The organism is Mesorhizobium sp. C395A (assembly GCF_030323205.1).
GTDB lineage: Bacteria > Pseudomonadota > Alphaproteobacteria > Rhizobiales > Rhizobiaceae > Mesorhizobium.
Window position 1 is genome coordinate 4,118,758 of record NZ_CP100473.1, and the last position, 20,195, is coordinate 4,138,952.

Below are 20,195 nucleotides of genomic sequence, written 5' to 3' on the forward strand. Positions count from 1 at the left end.
TTTTCTGGTTTTGTTCCTATATAAATCAGTTGTCGCGGGCGAGCCTTTTGGTGCTCGCGTCACATGCCCGCCGCGTTTCGGGGGCATCACTCCAATAGAGAGGGGGCGCAATCATGGCCCAGTCACTACCCAGTATTGTTTCCGGCGAAGGCGGCCTCAGCCGCTACCTGGAAGAAATCCGCCGCTTTCCGATGCTTCAGCCGCAGGAAGAGTACATGCTCGCCAAGCGTTACGCCGAGCATGAAGACACCAGCGCTGCGCACAAGCTCGTCACCAGCCACCTTCGGCTTGTTGCCAAGATTGCCATGGGCTATCGCGGCTACGGCCTGCCGATCGGCGAAGTGATCTCGGAAGGCAATGTCGGCCTGATGCAGGCCGTCAAGAAATTCGAACCCGAGCGTGGCTTCCGCCTCGCTACCTACGCCATGTGGTGGATCAAGGCCTCGATCCAGGAGTACATCCTGCGCTCGTGGAGCCTGGTCAAGATGGGCACGACCGCCAATCAGAAGCGCCTGTTCTTTAACCTGCGCAAGGTGAAGGGCAAGATCCAGGCGCTGGACGATGGCGACCTCAAGCCCGACCAGATCACCGAGATCGCCACCCGGCTGAACGTGTCGGAAGCCGAAGTCGTGTCGATGAACCGCCGCCTGTCGGGCGACGCGTCGCTGAACGCGCCGATCCGCGCCAGCGAAGGTGAATCCGGCGAATGGCAGGACTGGCTGGTCGATGATCACGAAAGCCAGGAAGACATGCTGATCGAGCAGGACGAGCTGGAAAACCGCCGCGGCATGCTGTCGGGCGCTCTGGCCGTGCTCAACGATCGTGAGCGGCGCATCTTCGAGGCCCGCCGCCTCGCCGAGGAGCCACTGACGCTGGAAGAGCTGTCTTCCGAGTTCGACATCAGCCGCGAGCGCGTGCGCCAGATCGAGGTGCGCGCCTTCGAGAAGGTGCAGGACGCGGTCAAGGCCGCCGCCAAGCGCCAGATGCAGGCGCTGCGCACGATCGAGGCGCAGCCGGCGGCGTAAAGCTGGGTTCGGCTAAGGAACAGAAGGCGGCGTCGGGAAACCGGCGCCGCCTTTCTTTATGTCTTACGCTTACGCTGGCGATTGGCGAAAGCATTCTTGACATCCAATCTCCCCCCTTGCGGGGGAGGTCGGCAGCTTCGCCAACTGCCCTCTCAAAGCCCATCAAGCGGAAACTTCAGATACCGCCTCCCATTGGCCTCCGGTTCCGGCAGCCGTCCACCATTCATGTTGACCTGCAGCGCATGCAGGATCAGCCGCGGCATCGGCAGTGTCTTGTCGCGCGCTTCGCGCAAGTCGACGAACTCGGCTTCGCTGCGCGCCACAACGAGGTGGATATTCTTTGCCCTCTGCTCGGCGACCGTGCTCTCCCAGCACGGCTCGCGGCCGCCGGCCTGATAGTCGTGGCCGACGAACACGCGCGTATCGTCCGGCAGCGCCAGAATGCCCTCAATCGAATGCCACAGCCGCGCGGCACTGCCGCCGGGAAAGTCCGTCCTTGCCGAGCCGCTGTCGGGCATGAACAGCGTGTCGTGGACGAAGGCGGCGTCGCCGATGACATAGGTGATCGAGGCGAGCGTGTGGCCGGGCGAGAACAGCACCTTGACCGGCAGGTTGCCGATCATGAACGTTTCGCCTTCCCCAAACAGCCGGTCCCACTGCGAGCCGTCTGCAGGGAAATCCGGCCAGTTGTAGATCGCCTTCCACAGCGCCTGGACTTCGATGATCCTGTCGCCGATCGCCGTCGGCGCGCCGGTCTTTTCCCGGAGATAGTGCGCCGCCGAGAAATGATCGGCATGCGGATGGGTGTCCAGGATCCACTCGAGCTCCAGCCCGTTTTCGCGGATAAAATCCAGCAAGGCGTCGGCATTCTTCGTCGCCGTCGCGCCGGATTTTTCGTCGAAATCGAGGATCGGGTCGATGACGGCGCAGCGTCTCGTCACCGGGTCGGTGACGACATACTGGATGGCGCCGGTCGGCTTGTCGTAGAAGCCGGCGACCTCAGGTTTGGCCGAAGCGATGTCCAATGTCCGGCCCCCCTGCCCCTTGCCCGACAGGAACCGTTTTCTCCGTCGGGTTGAACAAGAGCATGGTCATCTGGCAAAGCGCGCCGGTCAAGCACGCCTTGTCACAAATAGGACTGAAGCCCCAAATAGCTCCGACGGAGAAAACCTAGGCTGACGGCTGCTTGGTCTTCCTGAGATAGGGCAGGATCGTCTCGAAAGCGCCAAAACGCTTGACCGCATCTTCGTTCGAAACCGCGGCGGTGATGATCACATCCTCGCCCTGCTTCCAGTTGGCCGGCGTCGCCACCTGGTGCTTGGCCGTCAGCTGCATGGAATCGACCGCGCGCAGGATCTCGTCGAAGTTGCGGCCCGTCGTCATTGGGTAAGTCAGCACCAGCTTGATCTTCTTGTCCGGCCCGATGACATAGACCGAGCGCACCGTGGCGTTGTCGGCCGGCGTGCGGCCTTCCGACGTCTCGCCGGCGCCCGCCGGCAGCATGTCATAAAGCTTGGCCACCTTGAGGTCCTTGTCGCCGATCAGCGGGTAGTTCACCGTCTGGCCGGTCGCCGTCTTGATGTCGGCCTGCCACTTGTCGTGGCTCGCAACGGGATCGACGGAAATGCCGATGACCTTGACGTTGCGCTTCTTGAACTCGCCTTCGAGCCCCGCCATCGTGCCCAGCTCGGTGGTGCAGACCGGGGTGAAATTCTTCGGATGGCTGAACAGGATCGCCCAGCCGTCGCCGATCCAGTCATGAAACTTGATCGGCCCTTGCGTGGTCTCGGCGGTGAAGTCAGGCGCGATGTCGTTGATACGAAGGCTCATGGCATTATTTCCCCAGCAACAGATTTCGTCAGGAGCGGCCGTGGACGGCGTCAACGCTCCGGCATTCCCGCATCTTAGCGCAAAAATCGCGGCTGCAGGACAATAGAAAACTATTATTGGCGACGGAACGAGCACTTTCGTTCTACGGACCGACGTTGGGCCGACAATCTTTCGTTTGTGCGGGAAAGGCTCAGGCCTTGTTGACCGCCAGCGACGTGGCCAGGTCTTCCATGCGCTGGGCGAGCGCGCCGAGCGCGCTGGTCAGCACAGTGTCGTTCTTGTCGGCCTTGGTCAGCGCTTCGTCGCGCGTCTTGCGCAGCGTCTGCACTTCGGTCTCCATGCCCTTGACCCGCTTCTGCAGCTCCGAAAGCTCGTCCATCACCATGATGCCGGCCATCACCGTCAGCCGCTGGTCGCCGATCTCGCCGAACGAATCCTTCAGATGCGAGACATAACGGTCGAACCGCTCGGCGAGGTCGATCAGGTGCTCTTCCTGACCCTCGTCGCAAGCCATGCGATACTGCTTGCCGTCGATGGAAACCGTGACCTGTGCCATGGCCTGCAGCTCCTACCTGTCCAGCACCGCGCGGATGGTTTCCATGGCGGTCACCAAGCGGCGCGACACTTCCTTGTTGGCATCTTCCAGCCGTTCGGCGCGGGCTTCGGAATTGTCGAGTTCCTGCGCCAGCCGTGAACGGTCGGCGTTCATGCGCTGCACCTCAGCCTCGGCTTCGGAATAGTCGCGCTCGTGCTCGAGCTTGGCCGCGACGGCGTTTTCCAGCCCCTCGATGGCCTTGCCCAGCCTGTGGATGACTTCCTTGAGTGTGGTTTCGCCGGTCATGGCCTTCGTCCTGTGCCCTGCCCATCACCGAATCGCTTCGCGTTCAGAACGCGTTAACAAGGAAACATTAGGCACCGGGTGAAGGCAACGTCAACAAAGCTCTCGCGACTGTCCCCCGCTAACGCTAATGTAGGTCGCCCCATAAGGTCTCAAAGCCATCACAAGACCGGCAAATGTGCAGCCGATTTGTTGACTAAAAGCCCGTGGCTGCTATGTGTCGCGCACTCTTTCCTGGGCTCTGCCAAGCCCACAAATCCCCACCCCGGAGGTACCATGACGTCGCGTGAACAACATGACCGGATGGCCAATGCGATCCGTTTTCTCTCCATGGACGCCGTCGAGAAGTCCCAGTCCGGCCATCCCGGCCTGCCCATGGGCTGCGCCGACATCGCCACAGTGCTGTTCACCCGCTTTCTGAAATATGATCCGAAGAACCCCCATTGGCCGGACCGAGACCGCTTCATCCTGTCGGCCGGCCACGGTTCTATGCTGCTCTACTCGCTGCTGCATCTGACCGGTTACGAGGACATGACCCTCGACCAGATCAAGCATTTCCGCCAGCTGGGTTCCAAGACTGCCGGCCATCCCGAATACGGCCATGCCACCGGCATCGAGACGACGACCGGCCCGCTCGGCCAGGGTCTCGCCAATTCGGTCGGCTTCGCGCTCGGCGAGCGCATCATGAACGCCGCCTTCGGCAATGACCTCGTCGACCACTACACCTATGTCCTGGCCGGCGACGGCTGCCTGATGGAAGGGGTTTCGCAGGAAGCCATCGCGCTGGCCGGGCACCTCAAGCTCAACAAGCTGATCGTCTTCTGGGACAACAACAACATCTCGATCGACGGTCCGGTTTCGCTTGCAGACAACACCGACCAGGTCGCCCGCTTCCAGGCCTCGGGCTGGAACGCCAGCCACATTGACGGCACCGACCCCGAGGCAATCGCCTACGCCATCGAAGCCGCCCGCCATTCCGACAAGCCGACGATGATTGCCTGCAAGACGACCATCGGCTTCGGCGCCCCGACCAAGGCCGGCACCAACAAGGCGCACGGTTCGCCGCTCGGCGCCGACGAGATCGCAGGCGCGCGGAAATTCTTCAACTGGGACTCGCCGCCCTTCGAAATTCCGGCCGACATTCTCGACGCCTGGCGCACCGCCGGCAAGGCCGGCGTCAAGCCGCGCACCGACTGGGAAGGCCGCCTGGCCAAGGCCAAGCCTGAGTTGAAGGCCGAGTTCGAGCGCCGCCTTGCCGGCAAGCTGCCGTCGAATTTCGATGCCGTCATTGCCGACTACAAGAAGAAGCTGTCGGCCGACAAGCCGAAGGTCGCCACCCGCAAATCGTCGGAAATGGCGCTGGAAGTCATCAATGGCGCGGTGCCGGAAACCATCGGCGGCTCTGCCGACCTCACCGGCTCCAACAACACCAAGACCAGCCAGACCAAGAACATCACGCCGGACGATTACGGCCAGCGCTATGTCCACTACGGCATCCGCGAGCATGGCATGGCGGCCGCCCTCAACGGCCTGACGCTGCATGGCGGCCTCATCGCCTATGGTGGCACCTTCATGTGCTTCTCCGACTATGCCCGTCCGTCGATGCGGCTGGCGTCGCTGATGGGCATCCGCTCGATCTTCGTCATGACCCATGATTCGATCGGTCTGGGCGAAGACGGGCCGACCCACCAGCCGGTCGAGCACCTGGCGGCGCTCCGCGCCATCCCCAACCACAATGTCTTCCGTCCGGCCGACGCGGTGGAAACCGCCGAATGCTGGCAGATTGCCATTGAATCGGAAAAGACCCCGTCCACCCTGGCGCTGACCCGCCAGAACCTGCCGACGGTGCGCACCGAGCACTCGGCCAGGAACCTCAGCAGCCAGGGCGCCTATGAACTGGCCGCGGCGAGCGGCGAAGCGGCGGTGACGATCTTCGCCACCGGCTCCGAGGTCGAGATCGCGCTCGGCGCCCGTGATTTGCTTGAAAAGCATGGGCACCCGACCCGCGTCGTCTCGGTGCCTTGCTTCGAACTGTTCGACCGGCAGAGCGACGCCTACCGCAAGGAGACGATCGGCAACGCGCCGATCAAGATGGCGATCGAGGCCGGCATCCGCCAGGGCTGGGATCACCTGATCGGCTCCGACGGCATCTTCATCGGCATGACCGGCTTCGGCGCTTCCGGCACCATCGAGCAGCTCTACCCGCATTTCGGCATCACCGCCGAAGCCGCGGCCAAGGCGGCGGAAGCCCGCCTGCACGGCAAGTAAGATCAGGGTCAGTCCCGCGCACCTCCAAGGCGGATTCGCGGGGCTGGACCAACCTAATCGATTTAAATTCGGCCTTCTGCGGCTGGATTCTTGTGCCATCCGCCGCTATGAAGCTGCGGACCCATCTGCCGCCTCCAGCTCCCAGGGAGAGTAAAATGACCGTCAGAGTTGCCATCAACGGATTTGGCCGCATCGGCCGCAACATCCTGCGCGCCATCCATGAATCCGGCCGCAAGGACATCGACGTCGTCGCCGTCAACGACCTCGGCCCGGTCGAGACCAACGCGCATCTCCTGCGCTATGACAGCGTGCACGGCCGCTTCCCGCACGAAGTGTCGGTCTCGGGCGACCAGATCACCGTCGGCAAGGAGACCTTCAAGGTCACCGCGATCAAGGACCCGGCGCAGCTGCCGTGGAAGGAGCTCGGCATCGACATCGCGCTCGAATGCACCGGCATCTTCACCGCCCGCGACAAGGCTGCCGCGCACTTGACCGCTGGCGCCAAGCGCGTCGTCGTCTCCGCGCCTGCCGAAGGTGCTGACCTCACCGTCGTCTACGGCATCAACCACGACAAGCTGACCAAGGACCACATCGTCATCTCGAATGCGTCCTGCACCACCAACTGCCTGGCGCCGCTGGCCGCCGTGCTGCACGAGACCGTCGGCATCGAAAAGGGCATGATGACGACGATCCACTCCTACACCGGCGACCAGCCGACGCTGGACACCATGCACAAGGATCTCTACCGCGGCCGCGCGGCTGCCCTGTCGCAGATCCCGACCTCGACCGGTGCGGCCAAGGCGATCGGCCTGGTGCTGCCCGACCTCAAGGGCAAGCTCGACGGCATCTCGATCCGCGTGCCGACCCCCAACGTCTCGGTCGTCGACTTCAAGTTCATCGCCAAGCGCGCCACCACCGTGCAGGAGATAAACGAAGCGGTGATCGCTGCCTCCAACGGCAAGCTGAAGGGCATTCTCGGCGTCACCCATCATCCGAATGTGTCGATCGACTTCAACCACGATCCGCGCTCGTCGATCCTGGCGCTCGACCAGACCAAGGTCATGGACGGCAACTTCGTTTCGGTGCTGTCCTGGTACGACAATGAGTGGGGCTTCTCCAACCGCATGGCCGACACCTCGGTCGCCTTCGGCAAGACCATCGCCTGATCTGAAGGCATCGTCTCGCAGCTTCGAACGCCCGGCTTTGCCCGGGCGTTTTTCGTCAGTCAGCGCGCCGGGTAAGGCGCGCCGAGCCGCCAAACGCCGGAAAATCAGCGGCATAAGGCAAAAAGCCATCCTTGCGCCTTGCACCGGCCATGCCTTCGCCCCACTCTCCCGTGAATCGGTAGAAAGAGGAATTCGAGGGGCAAATCACGGATGGAGCATGCGATCTATCTCGTCACGCTGGTCGGCACAGCGCTAGTCGTCGCCGCAGCGTTCTCGAGCCTGATCGCCTTTCGCTTCGGCGCCCCTTTGCTGCTGCTCTTCCTCTGCATCGGCCTCGCCAGCGGCGTCGATGGTCTCGGCATCGAATTCGACAATGCGCGCGTGGCATATTTTGCCGGCTCACTGGCGCTGGCGGTCATCCTGTTCGATTCCGGTTTCGGCACGCCGCTCAACGCGCTGCGCCAAGCGGCCGGACCGGCGCTGTCGCTGGCGACCTTCGGCGTAATCCTGACCACTGGCCTGTTCGGCGCCGCCGCCTATTATCTGCTCGACCTCAGCTGGCTGGAATCCTTCCTTCTGGGAGCTGCCGTCGCCTCGACCGACGCGGCTGCGGTGTTCTTCCTGCTGCGCGCCGGCGAAATCAATCTGCGCGAGCGCGTGCGCGCCACGCTCGAAGTCGAATCCGGCACCAACGACCCCATCGCCATCTTCCTGACCATCACGCTGGTCGAGATCATCGCCGCCCACGCCAATCCCGAGACCCATGTGCTGGTCACCGACCTGATCCTCGGCTTCCTGCTCAATATGGGGCTCGGCGCCGTCGTCGGCGTGCTTGGCGGGCTCGGCATCGTGCGCCTCGTCGACCGGCTCAACCTCGACCATGGCTTGCTGCCGATCTTCGTGCTAACCCTGTCGCTGATGGTGTTCGCCGCGGCCGGCGCCATTGGCGGCTCGGGCTTCCTGGCGGTCTATCTCGCCGGGCTGATTGCCGGCAACTCCGACATCCGCGCCGTCACCATCCTGAAGCGCTTCCAGGACGGCATGTCGTGGCTGGCACAGATCATCATGTTCCTGATCCTCGGCCTGTTCGCGACACCCTCGCAGTTTCCGGCGATCATGGTGCCGGCGGTGCTGCTCGGCCTGTTCCTGATGTTTGTAGCGCGCCCGGTCGCCGTCTGGCTCTGCCTTATCCCGTTCCGCCTGCCGCGTCCCGAGATCGCCTTCGTCTCCTGGGTCGGCCTGCGCGGCGCCGTGTCCATCCTGCTTGCCATCACCCCGCTGCTCGGCGGACTGGAGAACGGCCGCACCATCTTCAACGTCGCCTTCATCATCGTGCTGGTATCGCTGGTGGTGCAGGGCTGGTCGGTCGGTCCGCTGGCGCGCCGGCTCGGCCTGATCGTGCCGGCGAGGCTCGGGCCGCTCGACAAGGTCGAACTCGAACTGCCGGGCTCCGCCCACCACGAACTGCTCGCCTACCGCGTGGCGCCCGGCAGCCCGGTGGCGCGCGGCGAGCGTATCCCGCGCTGGGCACGGCCCTCGTTGGTGCTGCGCGACGGCCGCTCGATGCGTTTCCAGGACATGGGCCGGCTCGCGGCCGGCGACCAGGTTTACATCTTCGTGCCCGACCGCTATCCGCGCCTGCTTGACAAGCTGTTTGCCAGCCGCGCCGTAGTCGACCCCGAGGATGCCGACTTCTTCGGCGCCTTCGCCGTCGATCCCGCCCGCTCGGCCGCAGAGCTCGAGGCCGCATACACACCGGGATTGAGCGAAGCCGAGCAGAAGCTCACCGTCGGCGCGCTGGTGACGGCAAGGCTTGGCGGCCATGCCGAATATGCCGACCGGGTGCTGATCGGCCCGATCGAATTGATCGTCCGCGACGTCGACGACAAGGGCAAGATCACCGGTCTCGGCCTCTCCTTCGAGCCGACCGCGCCGGTGGCGCGGGTTCCGGTGTTCCTGAGCGCCGGCGAGATCGGCGATCGTGTCTCCGCCTTCATCCGCAACTGGCGCAAGCCGACCGAGACGCAGACTGCAGAGGCGACAGCCAATGAGAAGGCCCTTGAGCCGACGGCGGAAAAGATAACGACAGAAGGCTGACAAGCGATCGGTTCACGCTGACGTCCCGCATCATCACGACAGCCTTCGCCTTGATCTCAAAATTTAGCTCGCACCCCGGCTCAAGCCTTGCATCGTCATCGATGCGAGGTATGGTCCCGGCGATTTTCCACGGAAAGGAACCCGCATGGCCGCCTTCAAGACACTCGACGATATCGGCAATATCAGCGGCAAGCGCGTGCTGGTGCGCGTCGACCTCAACGTGCCCGTCGCCGACGGCAAGGTCACCGACGCCACCCGCATCGAACGCATCGCGCCGACCATCGCCGAGCTGTCCGGCAAGGGCGCCAAGGTCATCCTGCTCGCGCATTTCGGCCGCCCGAAGGATGGTCCCTCGCCCGAATTCTCGCTGGAGCCGATCGCCAAGGCTGCCGCGGAGGTGCTTGGCCGCCCCGTCGGCTTTGCCGGCGACTGCGTCGGCGACACGGCGGGCAGTGCGGTCGCCGCCATGAACAAGGGCGATGTGCTGCTGCTGGAAAACACCCGCTTCCACAAGACCGAGGAGAAGAACGACCCGGCCTTTACAGAGCGGCTCGCCGCCAATGGCGATATCTTCGTCAACGACGCCTTTTCCGCCGCCCACCGGGCGCACTCCTCGACCGAAGGCCTGGCGCGGCTGTTGCCGTCCTATGCCGGCCGCACCATGCAGGCCGAGCTCGAGGCGCTGGAGAAGGGGCTCGGCAATCCGGTCCGCCCTGTCGTCGCCATTGTCGGCGGCGCCAAGGTGTCGACCAAGATCGACCTGTTGATGAACCTGGTGAAGAAGGTCGACGCGCTGGTGATCGGCGGCGGCATGGCCAACACTTTTCTCGCCGCGCGTGGCACCGCTGTCGGCAAGTCGCTGTGCGAGCATGACCTTGCCGCGACCGCCAAGCAGATCATGATCGAGGCCGCCGAAGCCGGCTGCGCCATCATCCTGCCTGTCGACGGTGTCGTCGCCAAGGAATTCAAGGCGGGTGCGGCCAGCGAGACCGTTGCCATTTCGGATGTCCCGGCTGACGGCATGATCCTCGATGTCGGCGAAAAGACCGTGAAGACGATCGGTGAATGGATCGACCGCGCCGCGACCCTGGTCTGGAACGGCCCGCTCGGCGCCTTCGAGATCGAGCCTTTCGACCACGCCACGGTGGCGGCGGCCAGGCACGCGGCGGCCCGCACCAGGGCCGGCAAGCTGGTCTCGGTCGCCGGTGGCGGCGACACGGTGGCCGCCCTCAACCATGCCGGCATCGCCGACGACTTCACCTATGTCTCGACCGCCGGCGGCGCTTTCCTCGAATGGATGGAAGGCAAGCCGCTGCCCGGCGTCGACGTGCTGAAGAAACAAGCCTGACCGGATCGGGGGCGCAAAAACGGACGCCAGGAACTTTCAATCGATTCGAGCTTTCCGATCCCATTCCTTTGGCGGTAGACTTCCGTTACGCGCGGAACGTACCCCCTTAGGAGAAGAAAAATGAGCGAACGTCTCGAAGACATTGCCGCCGCGATGGTGGCCGGCGGCAAGGGCCTGCTGGCCGCCGATGAAAGCTCCGGCACCATCAAGAAGCGCTTCGACGTCATCGGCGTCGAATCGACCGCCGATAGCCGCCGCGACTACCGCGAGATGATGTTCCGCGCCAAGGACGCGATGACGAAGTACATCTCCGGCGTCATTCTCTACGACGAGACCATCCGTCAGAAGGCTGCCGACGGCACGCCTCTGGTCGACATCATCAAGGCGGCGGGCGCCATTCCCGGCATCAAGGTCGATGCCGGCGCCAAGCCACTCGCCGGCTTTCCCGGCGATACCGTTACCGAAGGCCTCGACGGCTTGCGCGAACGGCTCGCCGATTATTACAAACTCGGCGCCCGCTTTGCCAAATGGCGCGCGGTGATCGACATCGACACCGGCAAGGGCGTGCCCTCGGCCAATTCGATTGCCTCCAATGCCCATGCGCTGGCCCGCTATGCCGCACTGTGCCAGGAGGCCGGCATCGTGCCGATCGTCGAACCGGAAGTGCTGATGGACGGCGCGCACGACATTGACACCTGCTACGACATCTCGAAGGCAACGCTGATCAAGCTCTATGACGAGCTGCATGCAGCGCGCGTTGTGCTGGAAGGCACCATCCTGAAGCCGAACATGGTGCTGGCCGGCAGGAAGTCGGGCAAGGTGAGCAGCCCCGAAGAGGTCGCGGAAAAGACCATAAAACTGTTCCGCGAAACCGTACCGGCAGCGGTGCCGGGCATCGCCTTCCTTTCGGGCGGGCAGTCGGACGAGGAGGCGACCGCCAACCTCAACGCCATCAACGCCATCGGCCAGCATCCGTGGAAGCTGACCTTCTCCTATGGCCGCGCCTTGCAGGCCGCCCCGCAAAAGGCCTGGAGCGGCAAGGCATCGAACGCCGCCGCCGGCCAGGCCGCCTTCACCCATCGTGCCCACATGAACCATCTGGCGGCGCTGGGACAATGGACGGCGAGCCTCGAACAGGCCGCCTGAGCGCAGTCCTCCCGTTGTCATACAACCCGGGCCGATGCGCCCGGGTTTTGTTTATGCAAAGCCCGGCTTGGACGGAGTTCGTCCATCCTTATCTACCTTTCGGCAAAAGCTGACGGCGATGTCGGTTTCTGCCCACCCGAAACGTCCTTGGGTGAACAGACAGGGAGAACTTCATGACTCGCAACAAGGTGGTTTCGCGTGAAGACTGGTTTGAGGCGCACAAGGCGCATCTGGCGCGCGAGAAGGAATTGACACGGTTGCGCGAGCGCATCGCCGCCGAGCGACGTGAACTGCCCTGGATGAAAATCCGCAAGGACTATGTCTTAGAGACCGAGCAGGGTCCGAAGAACCTGGCCGGACTGTTCGGCGCCAACAGCCAACTGATCGTCTACCACTTCATGATGACGCCAGGATCGAACCACCGCTGCGAAGGCTGCTCCTTCCTTGCCGACCATATAGACGGCGCCGATCAGCATCTGAGGCACCACGACGTGTCGCTGGTGGTGGTTGCGCGCGCGCCGCTGGCGGAACTGCTGCCTTACAAGCAGCGTATGGGCTGGAAATTCGACTGGGTGTCGTCCTACGCCTCGGATTTCAACTTCGACATGCAGGTCTCCTTCACCGACAAGCAGATCGCGGCCGGCGACACCACCTACAATTTCGAGACGCGTCCGCGCACGTCAAAGGACCTTCCCGGCACCAGTGTTTTCTACAAGGACGAGAACGGCGACATATTCCTTACCTTTATGTCGCGCGCCCGCGGCGGCGAGGCCCAGATCGGCACTTACGACTATCTCGACATGACACCGAAGGGCCGCGGCGAAAATGGCCCTTATCATAGCCTGATGGACTGGGTGCGGCTGCATGACGAATATCAGGACAAGCAGGCGGACAAGCCGAACTGCTGCGACTAGAAGCGCGTTCACCTGCGCCCAAACATGCGCTAAGGCTGCCGTTAACCTCTAACGGTATTGCCATGCGCTTCCCGGCCCTTCTTACCTGGCTCGCCTACCCCGTCTATGTCTGGCAGGGCCTCGGCGTGCGCCGCCGCACCACCCGCATGCTGCCGGCACAAGGGCCGGTCATGCACGAAATATCGGGCAAGGCGCCGGCCATCTCGCTGCTGGTGCTGGGCGATTCCTCGGCCGCTTCCGTCGGCATCGGCAATTCCGAGAACGGGCTTGCCGCGCAGCTTGCCGTCATGATCGCGCAACGAACCGGCCTTGCCGTGCGCTGGCGCGCCGCTGGCTTCAACTCGGCAACGTCGGGCCAGATCCGCGACCATGTGCTGCCCAATCTGTCGGCCGATCCGTGGACGCATATCGTGCTCGCCATCGGCACCAACGACACCAAGAATTTCCACTCGGTACCGCGCTTCAAGAAGGAGTTCGGTGGCCTGCTCTACGCCTCGCGTGCCAAATGGCCGGAGGCGCGCGTGGTCTGGTCGCCGGTGCTGGAGTTCACCCGCGCGCCGGCCATGCCGCCGCTGCTCGGCAAGATTCTCGAAATCCGCGCTACCGCAATGAACCGCATGGGCGAGCGCCTCTGTTTCGAGCGCGGCGCCGTGCCGGCGCCACGGCTGCCGATCACCAACCTGGAGGCCGGCTTTGCCTCCGATGGCTTTCATGCCTCGGAAGCCGGTTACCGCGCCTGGGCCGAACATCTGGTCGGATGGGTGCTCGCCGATTGACCTGAGGGGGCACAAGCTCGGACTGGTGGGCTTCAGAGAACTGACATGAGTATTTCCAAATACTGTTGATCGCAGCCTGCTTCCAATGGATCTGAGCCAGAATATCATCCAGCAGCAATGGATGAGCTACGGCCTGGATTCCGAAACCGGCAACGACACCTGCACGCTGACCGGCAACCGCGCCGAATCGAGCAAGCATGTCATTCCGGCCGGCCCGGCCAACGCCACGCCTTTTATTGCGGCGAACCTGCCGGAATTCATGACAACGCGCGGTGGCGATTACTTCTTCGTGCCCAGCCTCAACGCCATCCGGATGATTGCCATGGGAACGGTGGACCCGACCTGACCCTCAAGGCTATGTCCAGTGCCCCAGCGCACCCGCCAGCGCGATGGCCGCCATGGCGATCAGGGCCAGCTTCCAGAAATCGCCGCGCCGCTTCAGGCCCGGCCAGCCGAGCGGCTTGATCAGCTGAATGGCCATCATGCCGATGATGACGAGCGCGAGGAGTTTCGACATGCCCGCCTTTGAGCAGCATCGCGACAGGCTGTCAAAGCGGTTCTTGCATGGTCTCGGTCGACTTGGCCATTCCTGACAAAAGGCTCGTTTCCGAACCGACCGCCAAGCACCTCGCAGCTTTCTTCAACGACCTGACATGCTCCTGACAGACTGCTGTCAGGAGGGGTATGCAATAGTGTCTCCATCAGAGAAGAGGAGATGGTCATGAACAGCTTTGGTATTTTGAACAGCGTACAGCACTATGTCGGCAAGATCCGCACGATGCGCAATGAAGTTCGTACCCAGCGCTTCCTGAACTCCTTGCCCGCGGACATCCGCAAGGACATTGGCTGGCCGGATATGTATGAGGGTCACAGCCGCATTCGCGAGATCTGAGGCGTTTTACATGACAATGCTTGGATGCGAACCCCGCAACGCCCGGATCATTAACATGGCCCCCCGGGCGGCGACCCCTCGGGCTGGCGCAAAAACTTTGGCGCCTGCTACGGACAATGCTGAAGGCTCCTGACAGAATGCTGTCAGGAGCACCATGCCATAAACGTGTCAGGAGACATGAATGGTGAAAAGCTGGAACGACAGGCTGAACACGCCGGGCGTCAACGGCGTGAAGCCGACGCCACGCACAATGGGCGACGTCGTCGAGGGCCAGCCGATGCTGGTGCCGACGGCCCGTCAGGTCGATGATTTCATCCGCACGATCCCCAACGGCCTCGAGATGGATGTACGCGCCTTGCGCACCGCGCTCGCCATCGAGCATGGGGCGCAAGTGACATGTCCGGTCACCATCGGCTATCATCCGCGAACCGTCGCCGAAGCCGCCAATGAGGATCTCGAACGCGGCATGACGCTGAACGATATCACGCCGTACTGGCGTGTGCTCGACGTGAACACGCCGACAACGAAGAAGTTGTCCTTCGGCGCGGAATTCGTCGCCGTGCAGCGCAAGCGCGAAGGACTTAAACCATAATGGGTGTCGCCCAAAAGTGCGCAGCGGTTTTTGGGAGAACGACAAGCATAAAACAGGACATGGATGTCACCCGGAACCGGTTTTGGGACCATGACATTCATAGACAAGCAGCCGAGGGACCATACTATGCGACGTGCCGACAGGCTCTTTCAGATCGTGCAGCACCTGCGTGGCGGCCGGCTGGTCACCGCCCAGAAGCTCGGCACATGGCTCGAGGTTTCCGAGCGGACCATCTACCGCGACATCGCCGATTTGCAGTCGACCGGAGTGCCGATCGACGGCGAGGCCGGCGTCGGCTACATGATGAGGGAGGGTTTCGACCTTCCGCCGCTGATGTTCACGCGTGACGAAATCGTCGCGCTGGTCGCCGGCGCCCGCATGGTGCGGGCCTTTGGCGGCGCGGCCATGGCGCGTGCGGCCGACGAGGCGCTGGTCAAGATCGGCGCCGTCCTGCCCGACGCCGAGAAGGACCGCATCGCCCGCACCGAGATCCACACGCCCATGTGGGTGGTGAGCGACGCCGCGCGTGAGGCGATCGACGTGATCGAGCGCGCTGTCGAGAAGCGACAGGTGCTGACCATCGACTACCGCGACGAGGCCGGCCGCGGCACCGGGCGTGACATCCGTCCGCTCGGTCTGTGGTTCTGGGGCAAGGTATGGACGCTGGTTGCCTGGTGCGAGATGCGCGACGATTTCCGCGCCTTCCGCATCGACCGCATCGCCTCGGTGGTCATCGCCGGCCGCATCTTCAAGCCTGAGCGCGGCAAGCAGCTTGCCGACTTCTACCGCGCCGTCGAACGCTCGGAGGACTATGGCATGACGCCGGACCGGGCGGCGCGCAGCTGAGACTTCGATAATCAATGAAAAGCCCGCTCGATGAACTGACCCCATAAAGTTGGACGGTTCATTGAGCTGGTAGGTTTAAGGGCTGGTTCCTGTATTGCACAGGGGCCAGCCCTTTCAGTTTCAGTTTGATGCGGCGGTGGTTGTAGTAGTCGATGTAGTCCGTGATGGCGTCGTCCAGGCTTTGAACGGTGTCGAAGGTTCCGGGATGGAAGAGCTCGGATTTGAGGATGGCAAAGAAGCTCTCCATTGGGGCGTTGTCGAGGCAATTGCCTTTGCGTGACATGCTCTGTTGAAGGCCTCTGGCTTCCAGCCTGCGTTGGAATGCCGACATTTGATACTGCCATCCCTGATCGGAATGCAGGATCGGCCGTTCGTCCTCACCAAGCCGGGCGAGGGCTTTGGTCAGCATATTGTCCACCAGTTTGAAGCGTGGCCGCCGCGCCGTCTCGAACGCGACGATCTCGCCATTGTAGAGGTCCATGACCGGGGACAGGTAGAGCTTGTCGCCGGCCAGGCTGAACTCCGTCACGTCGGTCACCCATTTGCGGTTAGCCCGGTCGGCGCCGAACTTGCGCTGCAACAGATCGGGAGCGGTCCGCCCAGCCTCGCCCCTGTAGGAGCGATACTTCTTCGGCCTGACCAGCGACTTCAATCCCATCCCGGCCATCAGGCTCTGGACGGTCTTGTGGTTGACGCGCCGGCCCAACCGGTGCAGTTGCGCAGTCACCCGGCGATAGCCGTAGCGACCCTTGTGGCTGTCGAAGATGGCCTTGATCGCCGCCTTCAGCGCCGCATGGCGGTCCGAGCGCTTCGCTGCTTTCTGTCTGTAATAGAACGTGCTGCGCGCAAGCTTCGCCAGCTCGAGCAGCCCCTCAAGCGAATGCAACGGCCTTAACGCCTGGACGGCTTGCGCTTTTTGGGCGCATGTCCCTGCGTTAAGGCCTCCAGTTTTTTTAGGTAGTCGTTCTCCATCCGCAGATGCTTCAGCTCAGCCAGCAGTTCTTCGCGGCTTTTGGCCTCGTCACTGGCTGCAACAGGCACTGCGGGGGACGGCGGCTTTGACATGGGTCGTCCTCTGGGACGTGGGCCGAGCGCCTCTATCCCGCCCGCATGATAGCGCTTCTCCCAGCCCGTCAGGCAACTGGCATTGCGGATATTGAACAATGCAGCCGTCTGCCGATACGACAGACCTTCCTCCCACATCCGCTCAAGCACCGACAGCCTGAACGCCGCGTCATAACGATCGTACTTGGCAGATAGCCCGGCATCTCCATGGGCCTGGTACAACGCAACCCACTTGCGAACAGTGGCCGCATCAACGCCATGCATTGACGCCGCGCTCGCGTAGCCCTCATCCTCGCCTAAATAGATGTCGACAACCGAGCGCTTGAAACTCTCGCTGTATTTGGACATGCAAAACCCCCGAAGGTTGTGTCCAACTTTCGGGGGTCAGTTCACGAAGCGGGCTTTTTTGATGAACTGTCGCAAACCTTACTCGTCGTCCGCATCTTCCTTCTTGGACTTGAGCGCCGAGAGCTTGGCGAACACGGCGTTTGCGTCGAGCTCGGCATCCTCGTCCTTCGGCTTCTCCGGCGCCGGCACCAGGCGCTCGGTCACGGCAGCCGGCAGCAGCGTGTCGCCGACAGGCTGCGCCTGCTCGCGGCCGCGCGAGGCGCGGTTGACTTCCATGTCGAGGTCGATCTGCGAAGCGAGACCCAGCGTCACCGGGTCCATCGGCTGCAGATTGGCCGAATTCCAGTGCTTGCGCTCGCGGATCTGTTCGATCGTCGACTTGGTCGTGCCGACCAGGCGCGAAATCTGCGCGTCCTTCAATTCCGGATGGTTGCGGACCAGCCACAGGATGGCGTTGGGCCGGTCCTGGCGCTTCGACAGCGGTGTGTAGCGGGGACCCTTGCGCTTGGATTCCGGCACCCGCACCTTGGGGTCGGACAGTTTCAGGCGCTGGTTCGGATCCTTCTCGGCGCGCGCGATCTCGTCGCGGGTCAGCTGTCCGGTCATGATCGGATCCATGCCCTTGATGCCCTGCGCCGATTCGCCGTCGGCGATCGCCTTGACCTCGAGCGGATGCAACCCGCAGAACTGCGCGATCTGCTCGAAGGAAAGCGCGGTGTTGTCGACCAGCCAGACGGCGGTCGCCTTGGGCATCAGCAGCGTATTGGCCATTTCAAAAATCCTTCTCGTTCGCCCGCGTTCCCGCGCGGGCGGTGGTTTAGAGCCACCAAAATGGGAAATTCGCGGCCTGTATAACCGCTCCGCTGCCGTTTCGCAATGTTTTTGGCGCAGGGCGCAGCCGTCGGACACCGGACAGCGGGGGAGGCCAGGAGGACCTCGGCTCCGGCGATCATTGATGCCGAGTTGTACAGGGGGTCCAAGACGACAAAACCCGCCGGACAGGGTCCAGCGGGCTCGGAACCGGCGACGGGATACCGTCTGCGGCGGCTCTTGCTTCTGCCGCGTGGTCAGGCCTCATCGGCCGACCAGGCTTCGAATTAGATGGCCTTGCGGGCAATCCTCTCGATGTCGCCGCGGCTGATGCCGAGGTCGCTGAGCTGACGGGCGTTGAGCTTGTTCAGCTCGCGCACGGTTTCGTTGTACATACGCCAGTTACGGAAAGCGCGGATCGGGTTCATGGTTGTCCTCCAGTTGTTGGATCAAATCGTTTCGATGACGCTTAGATAGGCAGTGCTGCCCACGAATTGAACAGACGTCTTTGCATAGCCGCAATGCAAATGCTGCATTGCAGCATTAAGCTTGTGTTCATCTTGCCGACAGGCTGAGCGCGGAGCATGGCGCGAGGTTCAGGTCAGGCCGAGCAGAGAATGGCGGCTCCCGAGAACCGGCCTACGCCCGCCGTAGCCTTCATAGAGCGGAGGCATTTATGACGGCTTCGGCCGGCGAAGGCCGGAGCGAAGCGTACTTCAGTACGAAGCACCGGCCTACGCCGGCCGTAGCCTTAACTGCCGCAACGCCTCATGAGGGCTTCGGCCGGCGAAGGCCGGAAGCGCAGGGAGCCGCCATTCGCAGGCCGGCCTCACCTAAATCTCGCCCCATCTAGCCGACGTCGAGAACGATCTTGCCTATATGCTCGCCCTCTTCCATGCGCTCATGCGCCCGCCAGGCGTCGGTCAGCGGGAAGATCATGTCCATCACCGGCGCTACCTTCCGGGTGCCGAGCAGCGGCCACACCTGTGCTTCCAGTGCGGCGGCGAGCGCCGCCTTGAACTCGACCGTGCGAGGCCGCAGCGTCGAGCCGGTGTGGGTCAGCCGCTTGACCATGATTTTCGAGAAATCGGCGCTCGCCACCGCGCCGGCCTGGACGGCGATCTGGACGATCCTGCCCTCGACCGCGGCGGCCTCGTAGTTGCGCGCGATATAGTCGCCGCCGACCATGTCGAGAATGACGTCGGCCCCGTTGCCGCCGGTCGCATCCTTGACCGCCGCGACGAAATCCTCCTCGCGGTAGTTGATCGCCCGGTCGGCGCCGAGCTTCAGGCAGGCGTCGCATTTCTCCTTCGAGCCGGCGGTGGTGACGACATAGGCGCCGAAGGCCGACGCCAGCTGGATCGCCGTGGTGCCGATGCCCGATGAGCCGCCATGGACCAGCAGCGTCTCACCCTTTTTCAAGCCGCCGCGCTCGAACACATTGTGCCAAACGGTGAAATAGTTTTCCGGAACCGCGGCCGCCTCCGTGTGGGTGAAGCCGGCGGGCAGCGGCAGCACGCTGCCGGCATGAACCTTGACATATTCGGCATAACCGCCCCCCGGCGTCAGCGCGCAGACCCGGTCGCCGATGCGCCAGCGCGATATCTCGTCGCCAAGGGCGGCCACTTCGCCCGATGCTTCGAGGCCGGGCAGGTCGGAAGCGCCGGGCGGCGCCGGATAGGCGCCCTTGCGCTGCTGCACGTCGGGGCGGTTGACGCCGGCCGCACGCACCCGGATCAGGATTTCGCCGGGACCAGGCACCGGCACGTCGCGCGTTTCCGGTTTCAGCACCCGCGGCCCGCCCGGTTGCGAGATTGCAATGGCCGTCATTGTGGCTGGAATTTTATGTCCGCTCGCCATGAAATTTCCCGTCTCGGTCCGCCGGTCTGTCGCCGGCTGCCAGCTTCTTGCCGGCTGTTTGCATCCACGCCCCTGCCCTATGTATGCTGATTGCCGGATCAGGCAAATGGCCAAACCAGCCCAATACTGAATAGGGAGGAGCGACGATGGCGATCTTCGACGACGAACCCAAAAAGAAAGCCCGCCCGCATGAGATCGGACAGGATCTGGCGCTGCTTTCGGTCGGTGACCTGACCGAACGGATCAGCATCCTGCGCGAGGAGATTGCCCGGCTCGAAGCCGAGCTCCAGACCAAGGGCAGCACCAAATCGGCGGCCGAAGCCCTGTTTCGCCGCGGCTAGTTTTCGCGTTAGTTTCGGCGTTGAGCATCCGCC

General features: G+C 63.2%; 22 protein-coding genes. 13 read left to right on the forward strand and 9 right to left on the reverse strand.

The window, feature by feature from the left end:
- The first annotated feature begins 113 nt into the window (after window positions 1-113).
- Window positions 114-1,025, forward strand: a complete 912-nt coding sequence (rpoH, locus tag NLY37_RS20115) for an RNA polymerase sigma factor RpoH (protein ID WP_023670124.1) — start codon at window positions 114-116, stop codon at window positions 1,023-1,025.
- 152 nt (window positions 1,026-1,177) lie between these two features.
- On the opposite strand, the gene NLY37_RS20120 is transcribed toward rpoH, so the two are convergent.
- From NLY37_RS20120 to NLY37_RS20135, 4 genes are all read right to left on the reverse strand, one after another.
- A complete protein-coding gene (locus NLY37_RS20120; protein ID WP_023742942.1) occupies window positions 1,178-2,050 on the reverse strand; it encodes an MBL fold metallo-hydrolase in 873 nt (290 codons plus the stop codon).
- 145 nt (window positions 2,051-2,195) lie between these two features.
- The gene (locus NLY37_RS20125) at window positions 2,196-2,855 is read right to left on the reverse strand and encodes a peroxiredoxin (protein WP_023670126.1); all 660 of its coding nucleotides are present in this window, start codon (window positions 2,853-2,855) and stop codon (window positions 2,196-2,198) included.
- 190 nt (window positions 2,856-3,045) lie between these two features.
- A complete protein-coding gene (locus NLY37_RS20130; RefSeq protein WP_023670127.1) occupies window positions 3,046-3,411 on the reverse strand; it encodes a cell division protein ZapA in 366 nt (121 codons plus the stop codon).
- A 12-nt stretch (window positions 3,412-3,423) separates the two neighbouring features.
- Complete coding sequence (locus NLY37_RS20135; protein WP_023670128.1) at window positions 3,424-3,696, reverse strand: DUF4164 domain-containing protein; 273 nt, start codon at window positions 3,694-3,696, stop codon at window positions 3,424-3,426.
- Window positions 3,697-3,969: 273 nt separating this feature from the next.
- Between NLY37_RS20135 and tkt the strand changes: the two genes are divergently transcribed.
- From tkt to NLY37_RS20175, 8 genes are all read left to right on the forward strand, one after another.
- Window positions 3,970-5,961, forward strand: a complete 1,992-nt coding sequence (gene tkt / locus NLY37_RS20140) for a transketolase (protein ID WP_023737393.1) — start codon at window positions 3,970-3,972, stop codon at window positions 5,959-5,961.
- Between the two features lie 155 nt (window positions 5,962-6,116).
- Complete coding sequence (gap, locus tag NLY37_RS20145) at window positions 6,117-7,127, forward strand: type I glyceraldehyde-3-phosphate dehydrogenase (RefSeq protein WP_023683984.1); 1,011 nt, start codon at window positions 6,117-6,119, stop codon at window positions 7,125-7,127.
- 210 nt (window positions 7,128-7,337) lie between these two features.
- A complete protein-coding gene (locus tag NLY37_RS20150; protein ID WP_023670131.1) occupies window positions 7,338-9,224 on the forward strand; it encodes a potassium/proton antiporter in 1,887 nt (628 codons plus the stop codon).
- Window positions 9,225-9,369: 145 nt separating this feature from the next.
- Window positions 9,370-10,572 (forward strand): phosphoglycerate kinase, encoded by a 1,203-nt coding sequence (locus NLY37_RS20155; RefSeq protein ID WP_023742943.1) that lies wholly within the window; start codon window positions 9,370-9,372, stop codon window positions 10,570-10,572.
- Between the two features lie 120 nt (window positions 10,573-10,692).
- Entirely contained in the window at window positions 10,693-11,718 is a 1,026-nt protein-coding gene (locus NLY37_RS20160) for a class I fructose-bisphosphate aldolase (RefSeq protein ID WP_023742944.1), read from the forward strand.
- A 173-nt stretch (window positions 11,719-11,891) separates the two neighbouring features.
- The gene (locus NLY37_RS20165; RefSeq protein ID WP_023742945.1) at window positions 11,892-12,632 is read left to right on the forward strand and encodes a DUF899 domain-containing protein; all 741 of its coding nucleotides are present in this window, start codon (window positions 11,892-11,894) and stop codon (window positions 12,630-12,632) included.
- A 62-nt stretch (window positions 12,633-12,694) separates the two neighbouring features.
- A complete protein-coding gene (locus NLY37_RS20170) occupies window positions 12,695-13,408 on the forward strand; it encodes an SGNH/GDSL hydrolase family protein (RefSeq protein ID WP_023690086.1) in 714 nt (237 codons plus the stop codon).
- Between the two features lie 121 nt (window positions 13,409-13,529).
- Window positions 13,530-13,754, forward strand: a complete 225-nt coding sequence (locus NLY37_RS20175; protein ID WP_156933971.1) for a hypothetical protein — start codon at window positions 13,530-13,532, stop codon at window positions 13,752-13,754.
- A 9-nt stretch (window positions 13,755-13,763) separates the two neighbouring features.
- Here the strand turns inward: NLY37_RS20175 and NLY37_RS20180 are convergent, their stop codons facing one another.
- Complete coding sequence (locus NLY37_RS20180; protein ID WP_023670137.1) at window positions 13,764-13,925, reverse strand: hypothetical protein; 162 nt, start codon at window positions 13,923-13,925, stop codon at window positions 13,764-13,766.
- A gap of 204 nt (window positions 13,926-14,129) precedes the next feature.
- Here NLY37_RS20180 and NLY37_RS20185 point away from each other — a divergent pair, with 204 nt between their 5' ends.
- From NLY37_RS20185 to NLY37_RS20195, 3 genes are all read left to right on the forward strand, one after another.
- Complete coding sequence (locus tag NLY37_RS20185) at window positions 14,130-14,300, forward strand: hypothetical protein (protein ID WP_023670139.1); 171 nt, start codon at window positions 14,130-14,132, stop codon at window positions 14,298-14,300.
- A gap of 181 nt (window positions 14,301-14,481) precedes the next feature.
- Window positions 14,482-14,892, forward strand: coding sequence for a hypothetical protein (locus NLY37_RS20190; protein ID WP_031246500.1), 411 nt, complete (start codon window positions 14,482-14,484; stop codon window positions 14,890-14,892).
- A gap of 126 nt (window positions 14,893-15,018) precedes the next feature.
- Complete coding sequence (locus NLY37_RS20195; protein ID WP_023683994.1) at window positions 15,019-15,738, forward strand: helix-turn-helix transcriptional regulator; 720 nt, start codon at window positions 15,019-15,021, stop codon at window positions 15,736-15,738.
- A gap of 58 nt (window positions 15,739-15,796) precedes the next feature.
- Here NLY37_RS20195 and NLY37_RS20200 read toward each other — a convergent pair.
- From NLY37_RS20200 to NLY37_RS20215, 4 genes are all read right to left on the reverse strand, one after another.
- Window positions 15,797-17,151 (reverse strand): IS3 family transposase gene (locus NLY37_RS20200; RefSeq protein WP_502882082.1). Its coding sequence is split into 2 segments (ribosomal slippage): window positions 15,797-16,672 and window positions 16,675-17,151, totalling 1,353 coding nucleotides; the frame shifts between segments, so codons are not numbered across the junction.
- A gap of 78 nt (window positions 17,152-17,229) precedes the next feature.
- Window positions 17,230-17,922, reverse strand: coding sequence for a DUF1013 domain-containing protein (locus NLY37_RS20205; RefSeq protein WP_023670142.1), 693 nt, complete (start codon window positions 17,920-17,922; stop codon window positions 17,230-17,232).
- A gap of 326 nt (window positions 17,923-18,248) precedes the next feature.
- On the reverse strand, window positions 18,249-18,389 hold the full coding sequence (locus tag NLY37_RS20210) for a DUF1127 domain-containing protein (protein ID WP_023670143.1): 141 nt from the start codon (window positions 18,387-18,389) through the stop codon (window positions 18,249-18,251).
- A gap of 421 nt (window positions 18,390-18,810) precedes the next feature.
- Window positions 18,811-19,821, reverse strand: coding sequence for an NAD(P)H-quinone oxidoreductase (locus tag NLY37_RS20215; protein WP_031195639.1), 1,011 nt, complete (start codon window positions 19,819-19,821; stop codon window positions 18,811-18,813).
- 146 nt (window positions 19,822-19,967) lie between these two features.
- Here NLY37_RS20215 and NLY37_RS20220 point away from each other — a divergent pair, with 146 nt between their 5' ends.
- Window positions 19,968-20,162, forward strand: coding sequence for a DUF1192 domain-containing protein (locus NLY37_RS20220; RefSeq protein WP_023701314.1), 195 nt, complete (start codon window positions 19,968-19,970; stop codon window positions 20,160-20,162).
- The last annotated feature ends 33 nt before the right edge of the window (window positions 20,163-20,195 follow it).